This is a genomic window from Hymenobacter convexus (genome assembly GCF_030580955.1).
Classification (GTDB): domain Bacteria; phylum Bacteroidota; class Bacteroidia; order Cytophagales; family Hymenobacteraceae; genus Hymenobacter.
This window is the reverse complement of the sequence record NZ_JAUQON010000009.1, coordinates 140,357-156,651: the sequence shown is the minus strand read 5'-3', so window position 1 is coordinate 156,651 and position 16,295 is coordinate 140,357. Positions and strand designations below refer to the sequence as shown.

At 62.7% G+C, this 16,295-nt stretch carries 12 protein-coding genes; 4 read left to right on the top strand and 8 right to left on the bottom strand.

Annotated elements, in window-relative coordinates; genetic code table 11:
- Positions 1 to 38 precede the first annotated feature (38 nt).
- Positions 39 to 2,600, bottom strand: a complete 2,562-nt coding sequence (locus Q4S41_RS18635) for a T9SS type A sorting domain-containing protein (RefSeq protein WP_305032643.1) — start codon at positions 2,598 to 2,600, stop codon at positions 39 to 41.
- A gap of 141 nt (positions 2,601 to 2,741) precedes the next feature.
- On the bottom strand, positions 2,742 to 3,560 hold the full coding sequence (locus tag Q4S41_RS18630; protein ID WP_305032642.1) for a ribonuclease H-like domain-containing protein: 819 nt from the start codon (positions 3,558 to 3,560) through the stop codon (positions 2,742 to 2,744).
- A 147-nt stretch (positions 3,561 to 3,707) separates the two neighbouring features.
- On the opposite strand from Q4S41_RS18630, the gene Q4S41_RS18625 reads away from it, so the two are divergent.
- The 4 genes from Q4S41_RS18625 (at position 3,708) to Q4S41_RS18610 (ending at position 12,652) form a co-directional block, all read left to right on the top strand.
- Positions 3,708 to 4,955 (top strand): helix-turn-helix domain-containing protein, encoded by a 1,248-nt coding sequence (locus Q4S41_RS18625; protein ID WP_305032641.1) that lies wholly within the window; start codon positions 3,708 to 3,710, stop codon positions 4,953 to 4,955.
- A gap of 307 nt (positions 4,956 to 5,262) precedes the next feature.
- The gene (locus tag Q4S41_RS18620) at positions 5,263 to 7,752 is read left to right on the top strand and encodes a TonB-dependent receptor domain-containing protein (RefSeq protein WP_305032640.1); all 2,490 of its coding nucleotides are present in this window, start codon (positions 5,263 to 5,265) and stop codon (positions 7,750 to 7,752) included.
- Positions 7,753 to 7,941: 189 nt separating this feature from the next.
- Complete coding sequence (locus Q4S41_RS18615) at positions 7,942 to 8,844, top strand: ABC transporter ATP-binding protein (RefSeq protein WP_305032639.1); 903 nt, start codon at positions 7,942 to 7,944, stop codon at positions 8,842 to 8,844.
- Between the two features lie 157 nt (positions 8,845 to 9,001).
- Complete coding sequence (locus Q4S41_RS18610) at positions 9,002 to 12,652, top strand: ABC transporter permease/M1 family aminopeptidase (RefSeq protein ID WP_305032638.1); 3,651 nt, start codon at positions 9,002 to 9,004, stop codon at positions 12,650 to 12,652.
- Between the two features lie 79 nt (positions 12,653 to 12,731).
- On the opposite strand, the gene Q4S41_RS18605 is transcribed toward Q4S41_RS18610, so the two are convergent.
- The 6 genes from Q4S41_RS18605 to Q4S41_RS18580 form a co-directional block, all read right to left on the bottom strand.
- Entirely contained in the window at positions 12,732 to 13,214 is a 483-nt protein-coding gene (locus tag Q4S41_RS18605) for a carboxypeptidase-like regulatory domain-containing protein (RefSeq protein WP_305032637.1), read from the bottom strand.
- Positions 13,215 to 13,481: 267 nt separating this feature from the next.
- Positions 13,482 to 13,976: a carboxypeptidase-like regulatory domain-containing protein gene (locus Q4S41_RS18600; RefSeq protein ID WP_305032636.1), complete on the bottom strand. Its 495-nt coding sequence runs from the start codon at positions 13,974 to 13,976 to the stop codon at positions 13,482 to 13,484.
- 141 nt (positions 13,977 to 14,117) lie between these two features.
- The gene (locus Q4S41_RS18595; RefSeq protein ID WP_305032635.1) at positions 14,118 to 14,780 is read right to left on the bottom strand and encodes an SdpI family protein; all 663 of its coding nucleotides are present in this window, start codon (positions 14,778 to 14,780) and stop codon (positions 14,118 to 14,120) included.
- 33 nt (positions 14,781 to 14,813) lie between these two features.
- On the bottom strand, positions 14,814 to 15,068 hold the full coding sequence (locus Q4S41_RS18590) for an autorepressor SdpR family transcription factor (RefSeq protein WP_305014323.1): 255 nt from the start codon (positions 15,066 to 15,068) through the stop codon (positions 14,814 to 14,816).
- Positions 15,069 to 15,183: 115 nt separating this feature from the next.
- On the bottom strand, positions 15,184 to 15,558 hold the full coding sequence (locus Q4S41_RS18585) for a hypothetical protein (RefSeq protein WP_305032634.1): 375 nt from the start codon (positions 15,556 to 15,558) through the stop codon (positions 15,184 to 15,186).
- Positions 15,559 to 15,663: 105 nt separating this feature from the next.
- Positions 15,664 to 16,266, bottom strand: coding sequence for an RNA polymerase sigma factor (locus Q4S41_RS18580; protein WP_305032633.1), 603 nt, complete (start codon positions 16,264 to 16,266; stop codon positions 15,664 to 15,666).
- Positions 16,267 to 16,295 lie beyond the last annotated feature (29 nt).

Sequence of the window (16,295 nt, the reverse complement as noted above, 5' to 3'; positions counted from 1 at the left end):
TGCGGGAGGCCGGCTTTTTCGTGGGAATCAATAGCGGGCTATTCGACCACCACGCGTTGCCAGCCTTGGCCGGCGGCGGTGGCAATGCCCAGCAGATACACGCCCGGGGCCAGGCCCGCCAGCGGCACCGTGCCGTTGGCCTGGGCCAGCGGCCAGCGGCGCACGGTGCGGCCCTGCAAATCAGTCAGCAGCACGGGGCCGGTGGGCGGGGCCGGGAGGCGCAGATTGAGCTGCCCGTGGGCCGGGTTGGGAAACACGTCGGCCAGCGGCACAGCCGTGGCGGCGCGCACGGCCAGAGCGGTATTCACGAGGCGGGCGAGGCCAAAGCGCGGCTGTCCGGCCACGCTGGTGAAATCGCCGCCGAGCACAATGGCGTTGGTAACGGGCTGAATGTAAACGGCCGCCGCGGCCGGCGTGAACGACTCGTTGCCAATCGTGACGGCCTGAAAGCCGGCATCGAGGCTGCCGGTGGTGGTGAGGCGCACCAGCCGCTCGGTTTGGGAAGTGGCGCCGGGGGCCACCACCAGTAGTTTGCCATCGGCCTGCTCCGTGAAGCTACGGGCCGCGCTGGCCGCCGTGAAGCTGGGGTCGGGGGCGCCGGTGGCCAGCAGGCGCAACAGGCCGTAGGGGGCCGCTTGGCCGTTGAAAGTGGTGAAGTCGCCATTCACCAGAATTTTGCCGCCGGCCAGCGGGGCGATGCTGAACAGCGAGCTGGGGCTGCCCCCGGTGCCAATGGAGAAGCTGTTGTCGATGGTGCCGTCGAGGTTGAGGCGCGTCACGTAGCTGCGGGTGGCGTCGTTCCAGACTACCAGCGTCTGGCCATTGGCCAAGCCCACGGCGTAGCGGTAGCCGGCAGTGTTGCCCGTGCCCACGGTGGGCACCTGCCACGCGGCCCCGGTCGGCGGGGCAAACTGGGTGTTGAGGGTGCCATCGGCGTTGAGGCGGGCCAGCACCCCGGGGCGGGACTGGCCGTTCACCTTGGCGGCCCCGCTGCTCACCAGCAGGCCGCCGCCGGGATGCACCGTGATGGTGGCGCCCAACCCAACGGGCGGATACGGCCGGCTCCACTTCAGCTCGGCCGCCGTGAAGGCGGCGTCGAAGGTGCCGTTGGCCAGCACGCGGCGTACCAGGGCGGTGCTGTCGCTGTTCTGGTAAGTGGCGTAGACGGTGCCGTCAGGCTGCGGGAAGGCATTGTAGGAATACGCATTGCCGCTGGGGCGGGTGTAGGGCGCCGGCAGCAGCAGCGGCGCGTTGTAGCTGCCGTCGGCGTTGATGCGATGAGAATAAGGGTTGTTTTGGTTGCTCACCGCCTGGCCGTTGAAGGAGCCAAGGTTGTAGGAGTTCAGCACCAGCTGGCCATTGTTCTGGGGCACCAGGCCGCCGCTGGCCACGTATTCCAGCAGCAAGGAATAGCTGGTGTCCACGGCTCCGCTGGCCAGCAGGCGTGCCACGCCGTTGGCGTTCTGTCCGCCAAACTCGTTGAAAAACCCAACGGCCAGGTACTGCCCGCTGTTCAGCTCCACAATGTTCATGACGCTGCTATTGCTGCCGGCTCCCGTCGCAAACGAGGCGTCGAGCAGGCCCAGTGCGGTGAGGCGTGCCACGCCGTTGCGGGGGCTGCCCCCCAGCGTGCTGAAACTGCCCGACACCAGAATGGTGCCGTCGGCGCGTTGCCCTAGGCTAAAGATTACCCCGCTTGAGCTCACAGCGGCAAAAGCCGGGTCGAAGGCGCCGGAGGGGAGCAGGCGAACCACCACGTCGCCGCGGTTCGTAACCGTGTTGCCGCCCACCAGGATTTTGCCGTCGGCCTGCCGCGTCATGTCGAACACAAACGCGCCGTTGGTCAGCGGCGAGGTGAAGGTGGCGTCGCGGGCGCCGGTGGGGGTAAGGCGCACAATGGCACTAATGGCCTGGCCATTCACGGCGTCGAACTGTCCGGCCACCAGGATGTTGCCGTCGGGCTGCACGATGATGCGGCGGGCTTGGCCATAGCTACCCCCATACTGGCTGCTGAATCCCGTGCCAATGGAAAAGCTGGTGTCGCGCTGGCCGTTGGGCAGCAGCCGCACCAGGCCGTTGGTAGGCTGGCCATCGAAGGTGCACAGCAGCTCGCCGCCCACCAGAATCTTGCCGTCGGCCTGCACGGCCATGCTGCGCACGGGGCCGCGCCAGCCGGCGCCGCTTGAGCCAAAAGAAGTGTCGCGGCTGCCGTCGGCGTTGAGGCGGATGATGTTTTGGGCCGTCGCGCCGTTGTAGCCGGAGAGGTAGCCCTCGCCGGCTACCAGGATTTTACCGTCGGATTGCAGGGCCAGGGCCGTCACGGTGGCGTTGGGGCCGCTGCCGGCCTGCGCCCGAAACGCCAGGTCGGGGCTGCCGTCGGCGTTGAGGCGGGCCACCATCGGCGAGGGCTGCCCGCTCATCAGCTGAAAAAAGCCGGCAATGAGCACCTTGCCGTCGGGCTGCTTGAGGCTGGTGAGTACGCCGCCGCCCGGCGAGGTGAGCTTGCTGGGCGCAAAGCTGAGGTCGAGCTGTTGCGCGGCGGCCGAAAGCCAGCTGCTGCTCAGCAGCACGGCTAGTAAAAACGAGTAGAAACAACGCATAGAACGGAATTAATAAATGAATGAGGCAGACGCAAATCCCCGCAAAAATAAGCGGTAAAAGGACTGGAATCGACGCAAAAAAGCCGGCCGGATGCCAGAGAGGCATTCCGGCCGGCTTCAGGTCCGGCTGCCGGGAGAAGGCTACGCCAGCACCTGCATCCTGGGGGCTGGGCGCCAGGGCGTGGGCGTGAGCGTCACCAAATCCCACAGCTCCTTGCGGCCGGTGTAGTGCAGAAACACACGGGCCGTGGCGATGATGTCTTTTTCGCAGTACGACACGATGCGGGCCAGGTCTTTCTTCACCCAGTAGGTGTGGCCCACGTCGGCGCCGTCGATGTCGTCTTTGGGCGAGGGAATGCCGAACAAGCCCGCCAGCAGGGCCAGGGTGATGTGGCCTTTGTTGTCGCCGAACTTCCAGAGGTCCATCGTGTCGAGCAGGTGGGGCAGGTCCCAGGGCCGGTGGCCGGCCACGTCGAGCATGGGCGGAATGGTCTGCCCGCAGATGAGCATGCGGCGGCCCAGGTAGCCGTAGTCAAACTCGCGGCCGTTGTGGGCGCACAGGAAATGGCCATCGGGGCGGGCCGTATCGAGCTTGGCGTAGCGGCTGGGGCCGTAGGGGGCGTAGCGCTGCAGGAAGCTGGCGAAGCCGCCCAGTACCGTGCATTCGTCGTCATCGGCAAATGACTTGGTGCGGAATTCCAGCGTCTCGTCGGGCAGCAGACGGAAAAATCCCACCGAGATGCACACCACTTTGCCAAACTCGGCGTAGAGGCCGCCGTTGCGGAACAAGGCCTCGTGGCTCTGGCCTTCGGCCAGCTCACGGGCGTGGCGCTTGTCGCAGAACTTCTGCCACAGCGCCTGGTGCACGGCCGGCAGTTCGGCGTGCGAGGCGTGGCCGGGCACGGTTTCGATGTCGACGAAAAAAACGCGGGTCAACTCAACGTGGCGCAGAATGTTCATGGCAGAGGCAAAAGCAATTACAGGCACCCAAGATACAGCGGCCGCTGGCAGTTAGGCAATTTGGCACGCTGGGCGCCGTTTTGCGCCGCGCCCGGGTTGCGGCGCCTAAATTTGCCGGGCCGCCGCCGTGGAGCCGGCCTGGTTGCTATGGTCTTCTCCCCGCTCATCTACGCCGTGTTTCTGGAGCCGCTGCTGGGGCCGGCGGTGGCAGTGGCGCTGCTGCTGGCGGCCGGGGCCTGGCGCGGCCGGGCCACTCCCGGGCTGCTGCTGGGCCTGGGCCTGCTGCTGCCCACGTTTTTGCTGGCCCAGTGCCTGCTCAGCGCCGCCGGCTGGTGCGTGATGCCCGTGGCGGCGGCGGGCCCTGCGCCCCTCTACGTGCCCTGGTACACCGAGCTGTGGCTGGTGCCGGTGTGCGCCCTCTACTTCTGGGTGCTTACCAACCCGCGCCTGCGGGCGCCCCGGGCCTGGCGGCACCTGCTGCCGGGCCTCAGCCAGATTGGGCTGTTTGCCGGGGTGGCGGTGCTGGGGCTGGGCTACCGGCACGGCGCCGCTGGGGGAATATCCGGCAGCGCAAGCCCGGCGCTGGCGCTGTTGCGGCTGGTGGTGGGCCCGCTGGCGCTGGCAAGCTACCTCTCGCTGCTGCTCTACGGCCTGAAAACGCTGGAAGACCACCGCCGCTACCGGCAGCACCTCGACGCCAACGCCTCCGGCGCTGAGCGGCGGCAGCTGGTGGGGCAGCGCCTGCTGCTCATTGCCCTGATGGTGGGCTTCGGGCTGGGGCTGAGCTTCGTGGCGCTGGATGCCTGGTTCGGCCCTTTTCATTACGCCGAAATGTGGTACGCCTTTGCCGTGCGGGGCGGGCTGGTGTTTGGCTTGGCCGTGGTGGGCTTGCAAGCCAGCTACGTGACCGCAGTGGAGCGCCGACCCGCGCCGGGCGTGGCGCCGGCGTGGGCCCGGCCGCAACTTGCCGCTGAGGCGGCAGCTCCAGCCCCGACGGCCGCTGTGAGTGAGGCACCGCAGACGCCGCCGACACCCGCGCCGGCCCTGGCCCCCGAGCTGCACCCCTGGCGCGACAAGCTGCTGCGCCTGATGGCCGACGAGCAGCCCTGGCTGGAGCCGGAGCTGACGCTCACCGAGCTGGCCCAACGCCTGCAGACCCACCCGGCGCTGCTCTCGAAAGTCATCAACGCGGGCTGCGGGCAGAACTTCAACGACTTCGTGAACACCTACCGGGTGCAGGAAGCCCGCCGCAAGCTGGCCGACCCGCGCTTCGGCCACTACTCCCTGGTGGGAGTGGCACTGGAAAGCGGATTCAACTCGAAGTCAACGTTTAACCGGGTGTTTAAAAAGCTGCTGGGCCAGGCGCCCAGCGAGGTGGAGCGGCCCAAATCATAGGTTGGGACGTTCCATATCATGGCCCGGGGCGCTGGCTGCCGGGCTGGGGAGAACCTTTGTTGCCATCTCTCCCTAACTTCTGGCAACAATGAAGCAACAATTTGCCCTGGCCCCCACGGGGCGCGGCGAGGCACCGGCCGGCCGAAAACATTCGCCCCCAACCGACCTGCGCCCGGCTAATAATCCGGCACCTTCTACCGTTGGGGGGCCGGCCGTTGCCCCACTACGTGCTGCAATTTTTGGGCTCATAAGCAACTACAACGGCCTTAACCGCATCAGTCTCCGCAAGCTCACCTTTTTTCTGCAGATGAAGTATTCTACCTTTTGTGCGCTGCTGGCGCTGTTGGGATTAGTATGGGCGTCCCCGCGCATAGCTCAGGCCCAGGCGCCCGCCGCCCCGGCCGTAGTGGTGGGCACCGGCTCCCTCACCGGCACCGTGCTCGATTCGCTTAAAAAAGAGCCGGTGCCCTACGCCACGGTGGTGCTGCTGCCGCCCGCGCCCAACGACAAGCCCATCACGGGCGTGGCCGCCGATGACCAGGGCCGGTTTTCGCTCGTTAAGCTGTCCCCCGGTCCCGCCCGCCTGCGGGTGAGCTACGTGGGCTACGGCACCCAGACGCGGGCCGTGACCATCACGGCGGGCGCCACGGCTGTGCCCACTTTCCGCCTGCCCGTGGCCGGCACGGCGCTGGCCGAAGCGGTGGTCATCGGCACCAAGCCGGTGGTGGAGGTGAAGCCCGACCGCCTGGTGTACAACGCCGACCAGGACGTGACCAACGCCGGCGGCACCGCTGCCGACGTGCTGCGCAAAGCCCCGCTGCTGGCCGTGGACGGCGACGGCAACGTGAAAATGCGCGGCTCCGGCAACTTCAAAGTGCTGGTGAACAACAAGCCATCGCCCACCATGGCCCAGAACCTGGCCGAGGCCCTGAAAGGCATCCCCGCCGACCAAATTAAGACCATCGAAGTCATCACCACGCCGCCGGCCAAGTACGACGGCGAAGGCACGGCCGGCATCATCAACATCGTGCTGAAAAAGGGCGTGAGCCAGGGCCTGAACGGCCGCGTGAGCGCCAACGGCGGCAACCGCAGCGCAGGCGGCAACGGCTCCTTGAACTTCCGCGAAGGCAAATTCAACTTCACCTCCTCGCTCAGCGCCGGCACCAACTTCGGGCCCAGCGAGTTTTTGCGCGACCGCACCGGTTTTCTGGTCCAGGGCACCGACTTGCTGACCCAGCGCAGCGCCGGCAACTACCGCGGCGGCTACTACTACGCCACGCTGGGCGCCGACTACGACCTGAGCGAGCACCAGAGCTTCTCGCTGGCAGGCTCGCTGAACGGCTACCGCGGCAACAACAATAACGACCTCGTGAACCGCTACACGGCCCCCAACGCGGCCCTGAACAAGCTGTTTACGCGCGCCACTAATTCTACCTACCAGCACTTCAACGGCGAGCTCACGGGCACCTACACCCGCACCTTTGCCCAGGCCCGCCGCGAGTGGAGCGTGCTGGGCCAGGTAGCCCGCAACGTGGGCGCCAACAACTACGACCTGAGCCAGTTCCCCAATTCGGACGTGGCCCTCGACCTCAGCCGCACCGACTACCGTGAGCGCAGCGAGAACCGCACGCCCGCCACGGAATACACGGCTCAAACTGATTTTGTGCAGCCCTTCGGCGAGAAGAAAACCCTCGAATTCGGCCTGAAAAGCATCTGGCGCCGCACCGGCGCCGTGGGCACGGTGGACGGCTTCACGCCCGGCCGCACGGCCGATTTCGTGCGCTTGCCCGACCGCTCCACCGATTTCGACTACGACCAGGACGTGCAGGCGGCCTACGGCACCTATTCTTTCTCGGCCGGAAAAAAGCTGAACCTGAGCCTGGGCAGCCGCCTAGAACGCACCGCCCTGGCCGGCAATTTCCGCACCACCGAATCCAGCTTTTCGCGGAGCTACCTCACGTTTCTGCCCAACGGGTTCGCGCAGTACGCCCTCAGCGACATGAGCAGCCTGCGCCTGGCCTATAGCCGGCGCATCACGCGGCCCTACATCTACTACCTCAATCCTTTCGTCAACCGCCAGGATACCCTCAATATTTCCTCCGGCAACCCCAACCTCGACCCCGAAATCACCGATTCGTACGAGCTGAGCTACAACACCAACGGCAAGGCCGGCTCGCTAAACGTTTCGGGTTCGGTGCGGCGCACGGGCAATGCCATCGAGTCGGTGCGCACGCCCACGGGCAGCCCCGGCGTCACGGCCGAAACCTTCGCCAACGTGGCTTCCAATGTGTTCTACCAGCTCAATTTCTACGGTTCCTTCAAGCCGATGCCCAAATGGGACGTCAGCGGCGGCCCCGACGTGTCGTACATCGTGCGCCGCAGCCCGTCGCTGGGCATCCAGCGCAGCGGCTTCGCGGCCAGCCTCAACCTGAATACCTCCTACAAGCTGCCCAAGAACTATACCGTGCAAGCCTTCGGCTACGGCGCCCTGGCCGGGCCGGAACTGCAAGGGAAGGGCCTTGGCTACCTTTTCTACTCGCTGGGTGCCAAGAAAACCTTCCTCAAAGACAAGGCCGACCTAACCGTCAACGTTTCCAACCCATTCAACAGCTACACCGTGTTTGGCAACACCCTCAGCACGCCGGCCTTTGAGGAACGCTCGGAGTACCGCGCCTACCAGCGCAGCTTCCGGGTGAGCTTCGGCTACCGCTTCGGGCAGGAGCAGCAGGGCAAGCGCCGCAAATCCATCTCGAACGACGACGTGAAAGGCGGCGGCAGCAAGCAGGGCGGACAGTAGGGACAGATATCAGAGAATGTTTAGACGGTCATGTCTCGGCTGCGCTCGACATGACGTTCTTTTTTAATCCTTTCGAACACACTCACCCCGGGCAACCCACCAACAGAAACACTCATCAACCCGGCAAGCCTTGCCGGCTGCCTGGCAAACAGTACCTTGCGTCATCCCTAATTTTCTGCAAAAAAGCATATGTCCCTTACCATTACCAATCTTTCCAAAACCTACCCCAACGGGACGCAAGCCCTCAAAAACGTCAGCCTCGAAATCCCGAACGGCATGTTCGGCCTGCTGGGTCCCAACGGCGCCGGCAAATCCAGCCTGATGCGCACCATTGCCACCCTGCAGGACGCCGACACCGGAAGTATCAGCCTCGATGGCATCGACGTGCTGCGCGATAAGGAGGCCGTGCGCCGCGTGCTGGGCTACCTGCCCCAGGAGTTTGGCGTGTACCCCAGCGTGAGCGCCGAAGATTTGCTCGACCACTTCGCCACCCTCAAAGGCATCGCCAACGGCAAGGAGCGCAAGGAAATGGTGGCCGCCCTGCTGCACCAAACCAACCTCTACGACGTGCGCAAAAAGTACGTGGGCGGCTACTCCGGCGGCATGAAGCAGCGCTTCGGCATTGCCCAGGCCCTGCTCGGCAACCCGCGCCTCATCATCGTCGACGAGCCCACCGCCGGCCTCGACCCCGCCGAGCGCAACCGCTTCCACAACCTGCTGAGCGAGATTGGCGAAAACCTGGTAGTCATCCTCAGCACCCACATTGTGAGCGACGTGTCGGACCTGTGCCGCCACATGGCCATCATCAACAAGGGCGAAGTGCTGCTCACCGGCGACCCGCTCACGGTGATGAACAACCTGAAAGGCAAAATCTGGCGCAAGCTCATCGAGAAGTCCGACCTGCCGGCGCTGCAAGCCAGCCAGCAAGTCATCAGCTCGCGCCTGTTCGCGGGCAAAACCGTGGTCCACGTTCTGGCCGACGCGGCCCCGGACAGCGGCTTCGAAGCCGTGAACCCGGATTTGGAGGACGTGTACTTCTCGGAAATCAGAAACTACGAAGTGCGGAGCAAAAACGGGGCGGTATTGGCCTAGGGCCGTTGAATCGACCCCAAAAGGTCATGCAGAGCGCAGCGAAGCATCTCGCGTGCAGCAGTAATCAACACGGCTGAACGATTGGATTGCTGCCACAAGCGAGATGCTTCGCTGCGCTCTGCATGACGTTCTTTTTACTCCCTAATCATTGAAGGTCATGTTCCTCCCCATACTCCTTTTTGAACTCAAATACCGCCTCCGGCGGCCCGCTACCTGGATTTATTTCGGCCTTCTGTTCCTCATGGCTTTTCTGCTGGTGACGGCGGCCGGCGGCGGCTTCGGCACGGGCGTCAATGTCTCGCTGGGCGGCGACGGGCAGACGGTGAAAATCAACTCGCCCTTTTCCGTCAACATCACCACTGCCATCCTGAGCGTGTTCGGCGTCATCATCGCCTCCTCGCTGATGGGCAACCCCGTGTACCGCGACTTCGAATACCGCACGCATTCGCTGTTTTACACCACGCCCATCAGCAAATTTGGCTACCTGGGCGGGCGCTTCCTGGGTTCGTACCTCATTGCGGTGCTGGTATTCAGCGGTATTGGGCTGGGTGCGGCCGTGGCCGGCGTGATGCCCTGGGTGGAGGCCGACCGGTTTCTGGCCAGTGCGCCCGCCGGTACCTACGTGTGGCCTTACGTGGTGCTGGTGCTGCCCAACCTGCTGTTTGCGGGCGCTATTTTCTTCACCGCGGCCACGCTCACGCGCAACATCCTGAGCACCTACATTGGCTCAGTATTGCTGCTGGTGGTGTACCTGGTATCGGCGGCCTACCTCAGCGACCTGAAGAACGAGCACCTGGTAGCGGCCCTCGATGCGTTCGGCCTGGCGGCCATCGATTTCACCATCCGCTATTGGACGCCGGCCGACAAAAACCACCTCCTGCTGCCCCTCTCCAGCTACGTGCTGCTGAACCGGGCCGTGTGGCTGGCCGTGGGGCTGGCGCTGCTAGGGCTGTGCTACGCGCGGTTCCGGTTCTCGTCTTTCGCCTCCGAGAAGCCGGATAAGAAGTCGCGCCGTGCCGCCCTGGCCGCCGAGGCCGGCGCGGCCGCAGCCCAGCCGGGCGGCCTGCGCCTGCCCCGCGTGGCGCAGGTGTTTTCGGGCGGCATGAGTTTGCGCCAGTGGTGGAGCCTCACCAAGCTCGAATTCCGGGGCATTGTGCGCAGCCGCTACTTCATCGCCATTGCGGGCGCGGGCATCATCCTGCTGCTGGCCACGTCGGCACAGGTGGGCAAAACGTTCGATACGTCCACTTTTCCCGTCACCTATGCGGTGCTGGGGGCCATCACGGCTTCGTTTTCTCTTTTTTTCTTGGCCATCATCATCTTCTACGGCGGCGAGCTGGTGTGGCGCGAGCGCGAAGCCGGCGTGGCCCAGATTGCCGATGCCGTGCCCGTGCCCAGTTGGGTGCCTTTCCTGAGCAAGCTGGCCGCGCTGAGCCTGGTGCAAGTGGTTTTATTGGCCGTGATAATGGTCTGCGGCCTACTCATTCAAACCTTCAAAGGATACTTTCATTACGAAATAGGCCTCTACCTGCAGGCGCTGTTCCTGTACCAACTGCCGTTTTTGCTGCTGCTCTGCGTGCTGAGCATGACAACGCAAGTGGTGCTCAACAATAAGTACCTGGGCTTCGCCGTGATGGTGGTGTACTACGTGGCCAATATTTTCCGGGGCCAGATTGGACTGGGGCACCGGCTGCTGGGCTTCGGAGGCGGTTCCACGCCGGGCCCGTATTCCGACATGAACGGCTACGGCCACTTCCTGCCCGCCTTCTGGTGGACCAAACTGCTGTGGCTTGGCGTGGCCCTGCTGCTGGGGCTGCTGGCCAACCTGCTCTGGGTGCGCGGCACCGATACCTCCGGCCGCCTGCCGGAAGCCCGCCGCCGCTGGAGCCCCGCCAGCAGCGCCGCCTTGGCGCTGGGGCTGCTCGTGAGCCTAGGCGCGGGCTACTATATTTTCTACAACACCAATGTGTTGAACAAGTACCTGACGCCCAAGGAGAGCGAGAAGCGCCAGGTGGCTTACGAGAAGCAGTACCGCCGCCTCAAGGACGTGGCCCAGCCCCGCATCACGGCCGTAGACCTGAACACCGAGATTTTCCCCCGCACTCGCGCTGTCCGGTTCCGGGGCCAGTTCACGCTGGTGAACAAGCACGTCCGCGCTATCGACACCGTCATTGTGAGCATTCCCGTGGAGCAGCATCCCCGCGTGCTGGCCCTGAACTTAGGCCAAACCGGCCAAGCCACCCTGGCCCTGAACGATACCACCTACGGCATGCGCCTCTACCGCCTGGCCCGGCCCCTGGCCCCCGGCGACTCGCTGGCGCTCAGCATGGACCTCTTCTACCAGGAGCGCGGCTTCCCCAATTCGGGTTCGAACACCGACATCGTGTACAACGGCACCTTCATCAACAGCGGCTACCTGCCCGGCCTGGGCTACCGCGAAGACGCCGAGCTGAGCGGCGACCAGGACCGCAAAAATTACGGCCTGAAACCCAAGCCCCGCATGGCTCCGGTGAACGACCTGAAGGCCCGCCAAAACACCTACATCAGCGCCGACGCCGACTGGATTCGCTTCCGCACTACCGTCAGCACCGAGGCCGACCAGACCGCCATTGCCCCCGGCTACCTGCAAAAGGAGTGGGTGAAAAACGGCCGCCGCTACTTCACCTACGTGATGGACCGGCCCATGCTCAACTTCTACACCTTCCTCTCGGCCCGCTACCAGGAGCACAAGGCCCAGTGGGTAGACACGGCCGGCCACCGCACCATTCCCATCACCATCTACTACCAGCCCGGCCACGAGTACAACCTACAGCGCATGACCAAAGGCGCCCAGGATGCCCTGGCCTATTGCTCGCGCAACTTTTCGCCCTACCAGCACCGCCAGCTGCGCATTCTGGAATTCCCGCGCTACCAGTCGTTTGCCCAAAGCTTCGCCAACACGGTACCGTTTTCCGAGTCCATCGGCTTCATCGCCGATGTGGACGACAAGAACCCCGAAGACCTGAACTACCCCTACTACGTGACGGCCCATGAGGTGGCGCACCAGTGGTGGGCGCATCAGGTCATCGGGGGCAACGTGCAGGGCAGCACCCTTATGGCCGAAGGTATGGCCGAGTATTCAGCTCTCATGGTGCTGCGCCACCACAACGGCCCCACCGCCATGCAGCGCTTCCTTAAATTCGACCAGAGCCGCTACCTGAGTGGCCGCGCCTTCGAGCAGAAGAAGGAAGTGCCGCTGGCACTGGTCGAAAACCAGCAGTACATCCATTACGCCAAGGGCTCGGTGGTGATGTATGGCCTGCAGGACGCCATGGGCGAGGCCCGATTGAACGCCGCCCTGAAACAGTACGTGGCCGCCGTGGCCTACCAGCAGCCGCCCTACACCAACTCCACGGAGTTCATCGGCTACCTGCGCCGCGCCGCGCCCGATTCGCTGCAGTCTTACTTAACCGACCAGTTTGAGCGCATCACCCTGTTCGACAACCGCCTGACCGCTGCCACCAGCAAGAAGCTGCCCAACGGCCGCTACCAGGTAGATTTCACCGTGAAGTCGGCCAAATTCTACGCCGACAGTCTGGGCAACCAAAAGCCCGCCGACCAATCCCGCGACTTCTTGCCCGTGGCCATCTTCCCCGAAATGGGCCCCGACAAAAAGCCCGTGCCGCCGCTGCTCATCGCCAAACGCCGCCTTCGCACCGGCAACAACCAGCTGCGCTTCGTGGTGGACAAAAAGCCCGCCTCCGTCGCCGTCGACCCTTACAACATGGTCATCGACCGGCAACTCGACGACAACACCAAAGACCTGTAGCTGGCAGCCGCAGGAGTAACAAAAAAGCCCCGGCCAGTTTGGCCGGGGCTTTTTTGCTGAGTGGCAAATGGTGGGGAAACTACTTCACACGGGCCTGTTTCAGGTCGTGTTTCACTTGCTTTTGCGCGGTTTTAATGTATTTCTTGAGCTGCTGCTTGCGCGATACCACAATCACCTTCGCATCGGTGAGGCTCACCGTCGACGCGTCGGCCGAGGCGTTCAGGGTCATTTTTTCGTCGGCATAGCCCGCGTAGGTGACCAGTGCGGCCAGGGCACCGGCGTTAGCGGGCACAGTGAATTCGAATTCACCCTGAGCGTTGGTCACGGCCATTTGCTTGGTGGCGGTGAGAATTACCACGGCGCCCGGCAGCGGGCCAGCCGGGTTGGTGATTTTACCAGCAAGCACTACTTTTTCCGTTGAGGCGCCATTGGCCGGTGTCGGCTCCGTTTTGGCCGATGCAAATGCCGAATTGCTGGCATACACCTGTGCCTGAACGAGGTTGATGGTCAGACTAGCGGCTAAAGTCAGAAGCGAAGCGAAGAGGAGAAAAGAGGAGCGCATGAGCAGAAAAAAAGAGTGGCAATGGTGTTGCCTTTGTTGAATGATACAAATGTAGACTTGTACCAAACCCGCCTTTTTGCCGCTTCGTCCAACCTTGGGAATTCGCCGGTGAATGTATACTTTTTGAGCTCCAATAGAAGCAAGGCGTTTTCCTGCCTGATATCTAAAGAAAAACCCCGACCATAGCGAGTCGGGGTTCCCAGTTTGAGACTAGATATGCAGAAAGGAAGGTGCTACTTGCAAGCCGCATGACTACGGCTCGAAAAACTATTGGGCTATGCTAGCCTTTATCGACTTTTTGTTGTGCGCCAGGTAGATGGAGCCCATGGCCTGTACCGGCGTCAACGTCAGTACTTGCTCCTGAAGGCCGCCGTAGCTGCAAATCAATTGCACGGTTTGGGCATCGGCTGGCACCTGCAACTCAAATTCGCCTTCGGCATTGGTAACGGCGATGGTGCGGCTGCCTTGCAGCCATACGGTGGCACCCGGCAGGGCACCTTGCTCGTTTTGAATCACGCCATGTACCATTTTCATGGCAGTTTTCACGGCAACCTTGCCCACCTCGGGCTCGGTTGTGTTGGCTGCGGTTTCAGTAGGCCGTGGCATATAGTTATAGGCCAGTTGGGCGCGGCCAGGCAGCGACGTCAGCAGGAGCGCGATGACGGCTACAATAGGGGAAATGCGGAGGATGGTGATGCGTTGCATTAATACAAGTATTAATTGAATGATGCAAACGTACAACATTTTCACCTGCTTTTGCAAGTTTTGGTCTGGTTAAATTCACTTATAATCTGTGATTATAACAAAAAATATAGTGCTCAAAATTGAAAAAGCCCAACATTATTTTGGCTTAGCCAAAATAATGTTGGGCATAAAAATCAAGAGGACAAGCAATTATTGAATTTAAATTGCTCCGCTTACTTTCTGCTCCTCCCGAAAAAGCCAATAAGAGTAGCCGTAAGAGAATAGCGACGTGCCAACTATCAGCACGAGCAGCACGGGCATCACCCAAGCCGCGGGCAGCACAAACGCTAGCAGCACCAGCAACACGCCGGCCAGACAAAGCATAATGCCGCCGATGCGGTGCGTACGGGCCCACACGGTTGGGCTCTCCAACGTCCAGGGCGTGCGGATACCCACGAAATAATTGGGCTGCACGGTGGTAAGGTAATTGCCCATAAACATAAAAAACACGCCCAGCAGCACGGCCAGCCCCTGGCCGGGCGGTGTGCCGGGGTGCACACCCAGATAGAGGCTATAGCAAGCCAGCCCGCTAAGCAGTGCCACCAACGCCAGCCGCAGCTTCTGGAAATTAGCGTTGGCGCCGTCGAGCCGGCGCTTGGGGTCGAGGTAGGGGAGGGCGCTGAGCAGCACCGCCGCACCCAGCGGCAGGCCCAGCGTGAGCAGCCACAGGTGCTCGCGGCCGGTGTAGCCGTTGGCCTGCCCGCTACTGTCGAAGTGTGTGGGCACTTGGGCCGGCAGCTCGCGCCACACATACAGCAGGTATAAGGAGGGGACCACCAGCAGCACAAGCGTGAGCAGCTGCCACAACAGGTTCTTTTTCATGATGAAAGGCCGAATGTAGGTGAAGCAAAAGCGTTAAGATTTGAATTGGTAGAGCCAGCCTAGGAGTTCGTCAAACACCGTCATGTTGAGGGTGTAAACCACAAACTGGCCTTGCTTCTGGCTGGTCACGAGCTCGGCTTGGCGCAGCAAGTCGAGGTGGTGGCTAATGGTGGGGGCCGAAAACTGGAACTGCTCGGCAATGGCCCCGGCAGTGGCCGGCCCGGCCCGCAGCCGCTCCAGAATGGCGCGCCGCGTGGGGTCGTTCAGGGCTTTGAATAGGGCATTCATAACTGGACTTCAATGTTTAGGCAAATGTCTAAATAAAATTGACATAAAAAAGCGCGGCCCCCTGAAAAGGAGCCGCGCCAATAAAATAGTTACGCAGAATACTATTAAGTGTTTGTTAGGCAGGTTGCTGCACGGGGGTGTCGGCCGTTTTGGCCGAGGTGCGGCCCCAGGCGCTGCAGCGGGCGCGCATTTCCTGCCGGAATTTTTCGCGGGCATCGGGCGTGAGGTTTTCCATGCGGCCGGCCATGCGCTGCTGCCAGGCCCGCTTCTTGGCGGCCCAACCGCCGTGCCGCCCACCCCGGAAGCCAAACAGTATTCGGCTGAGCACCAGCAGGCCCAGCGTTTGCGCCAGCGTGATGACGGGCAGATGAAACAGTGAAGGCATCAGCCAGTTCCACAGCGCCTGAGTGGCGACGGTGACGACGGCCACAAACAGCGCCGCAAAGAAGAAGAAACGGAGGCCGCGGAGCAGCCAGAATTTACGGTCCATGATAGGTGATATAAGAAGGGGTGAAATGGCGAATTATTGGCTTGGGATGAATTTGAAGCAGGCAATTTGACTACTCCCCATTTCACCACCTCACCAGCTCCCCATTTAGTCGGTGAATAATTCGGTGTAGAGTGCCTGCAGGCGCTTGCGCAGGTGCAGCACGGCGTAGTGCTTGCGCGAAATGAGCGTTTTCAGGGGCACGCCGGTTTCCTCTTCCATTTCGCGGAAGGTTTTGTCTTCCAGCTCATGCCACACAAACACTTCACGTTGGGCAACGGGGAGTTCGGCCAAGGCTTCCGACAGCGCTTCCATCAGGGTTTCGCGCAACAGGCGGTTTTCGGGCGAGTCGTCGGCGGCGGGCAGCAGGTCGGCCAGCAGCAGGCCCTCACCGTCGTCGCTAGCCTCGGCCGCGCCGAAGGCTTCTTCGAGGCTCACCGGCCGCTTGCGGCGGTAGAGGTCGGTGATGCGGTTGCGGGCCACCCGGAAGAGCCAAGCCGCCGCCTGTTCCACGGGCTTGAGCAGCCGGTAGCTTTCTACGAGTTCGGCGAAAACGTCCTGCAGAAGGTCTTCGGCCTCGGCTTCGTCGGGGATGCGGCGCCGGATGAACTGCAACAGCCGCGGGCGTTGCTGGCGCACGGCGTCCGCAATCTGGCGGTCTTGCTGGGCAGCCGTCATCGGCGCAAGGGAGGAGGGGAGCGAAAGTGCCATGGTTGTCATTCTGAATAAACAGACGCGGG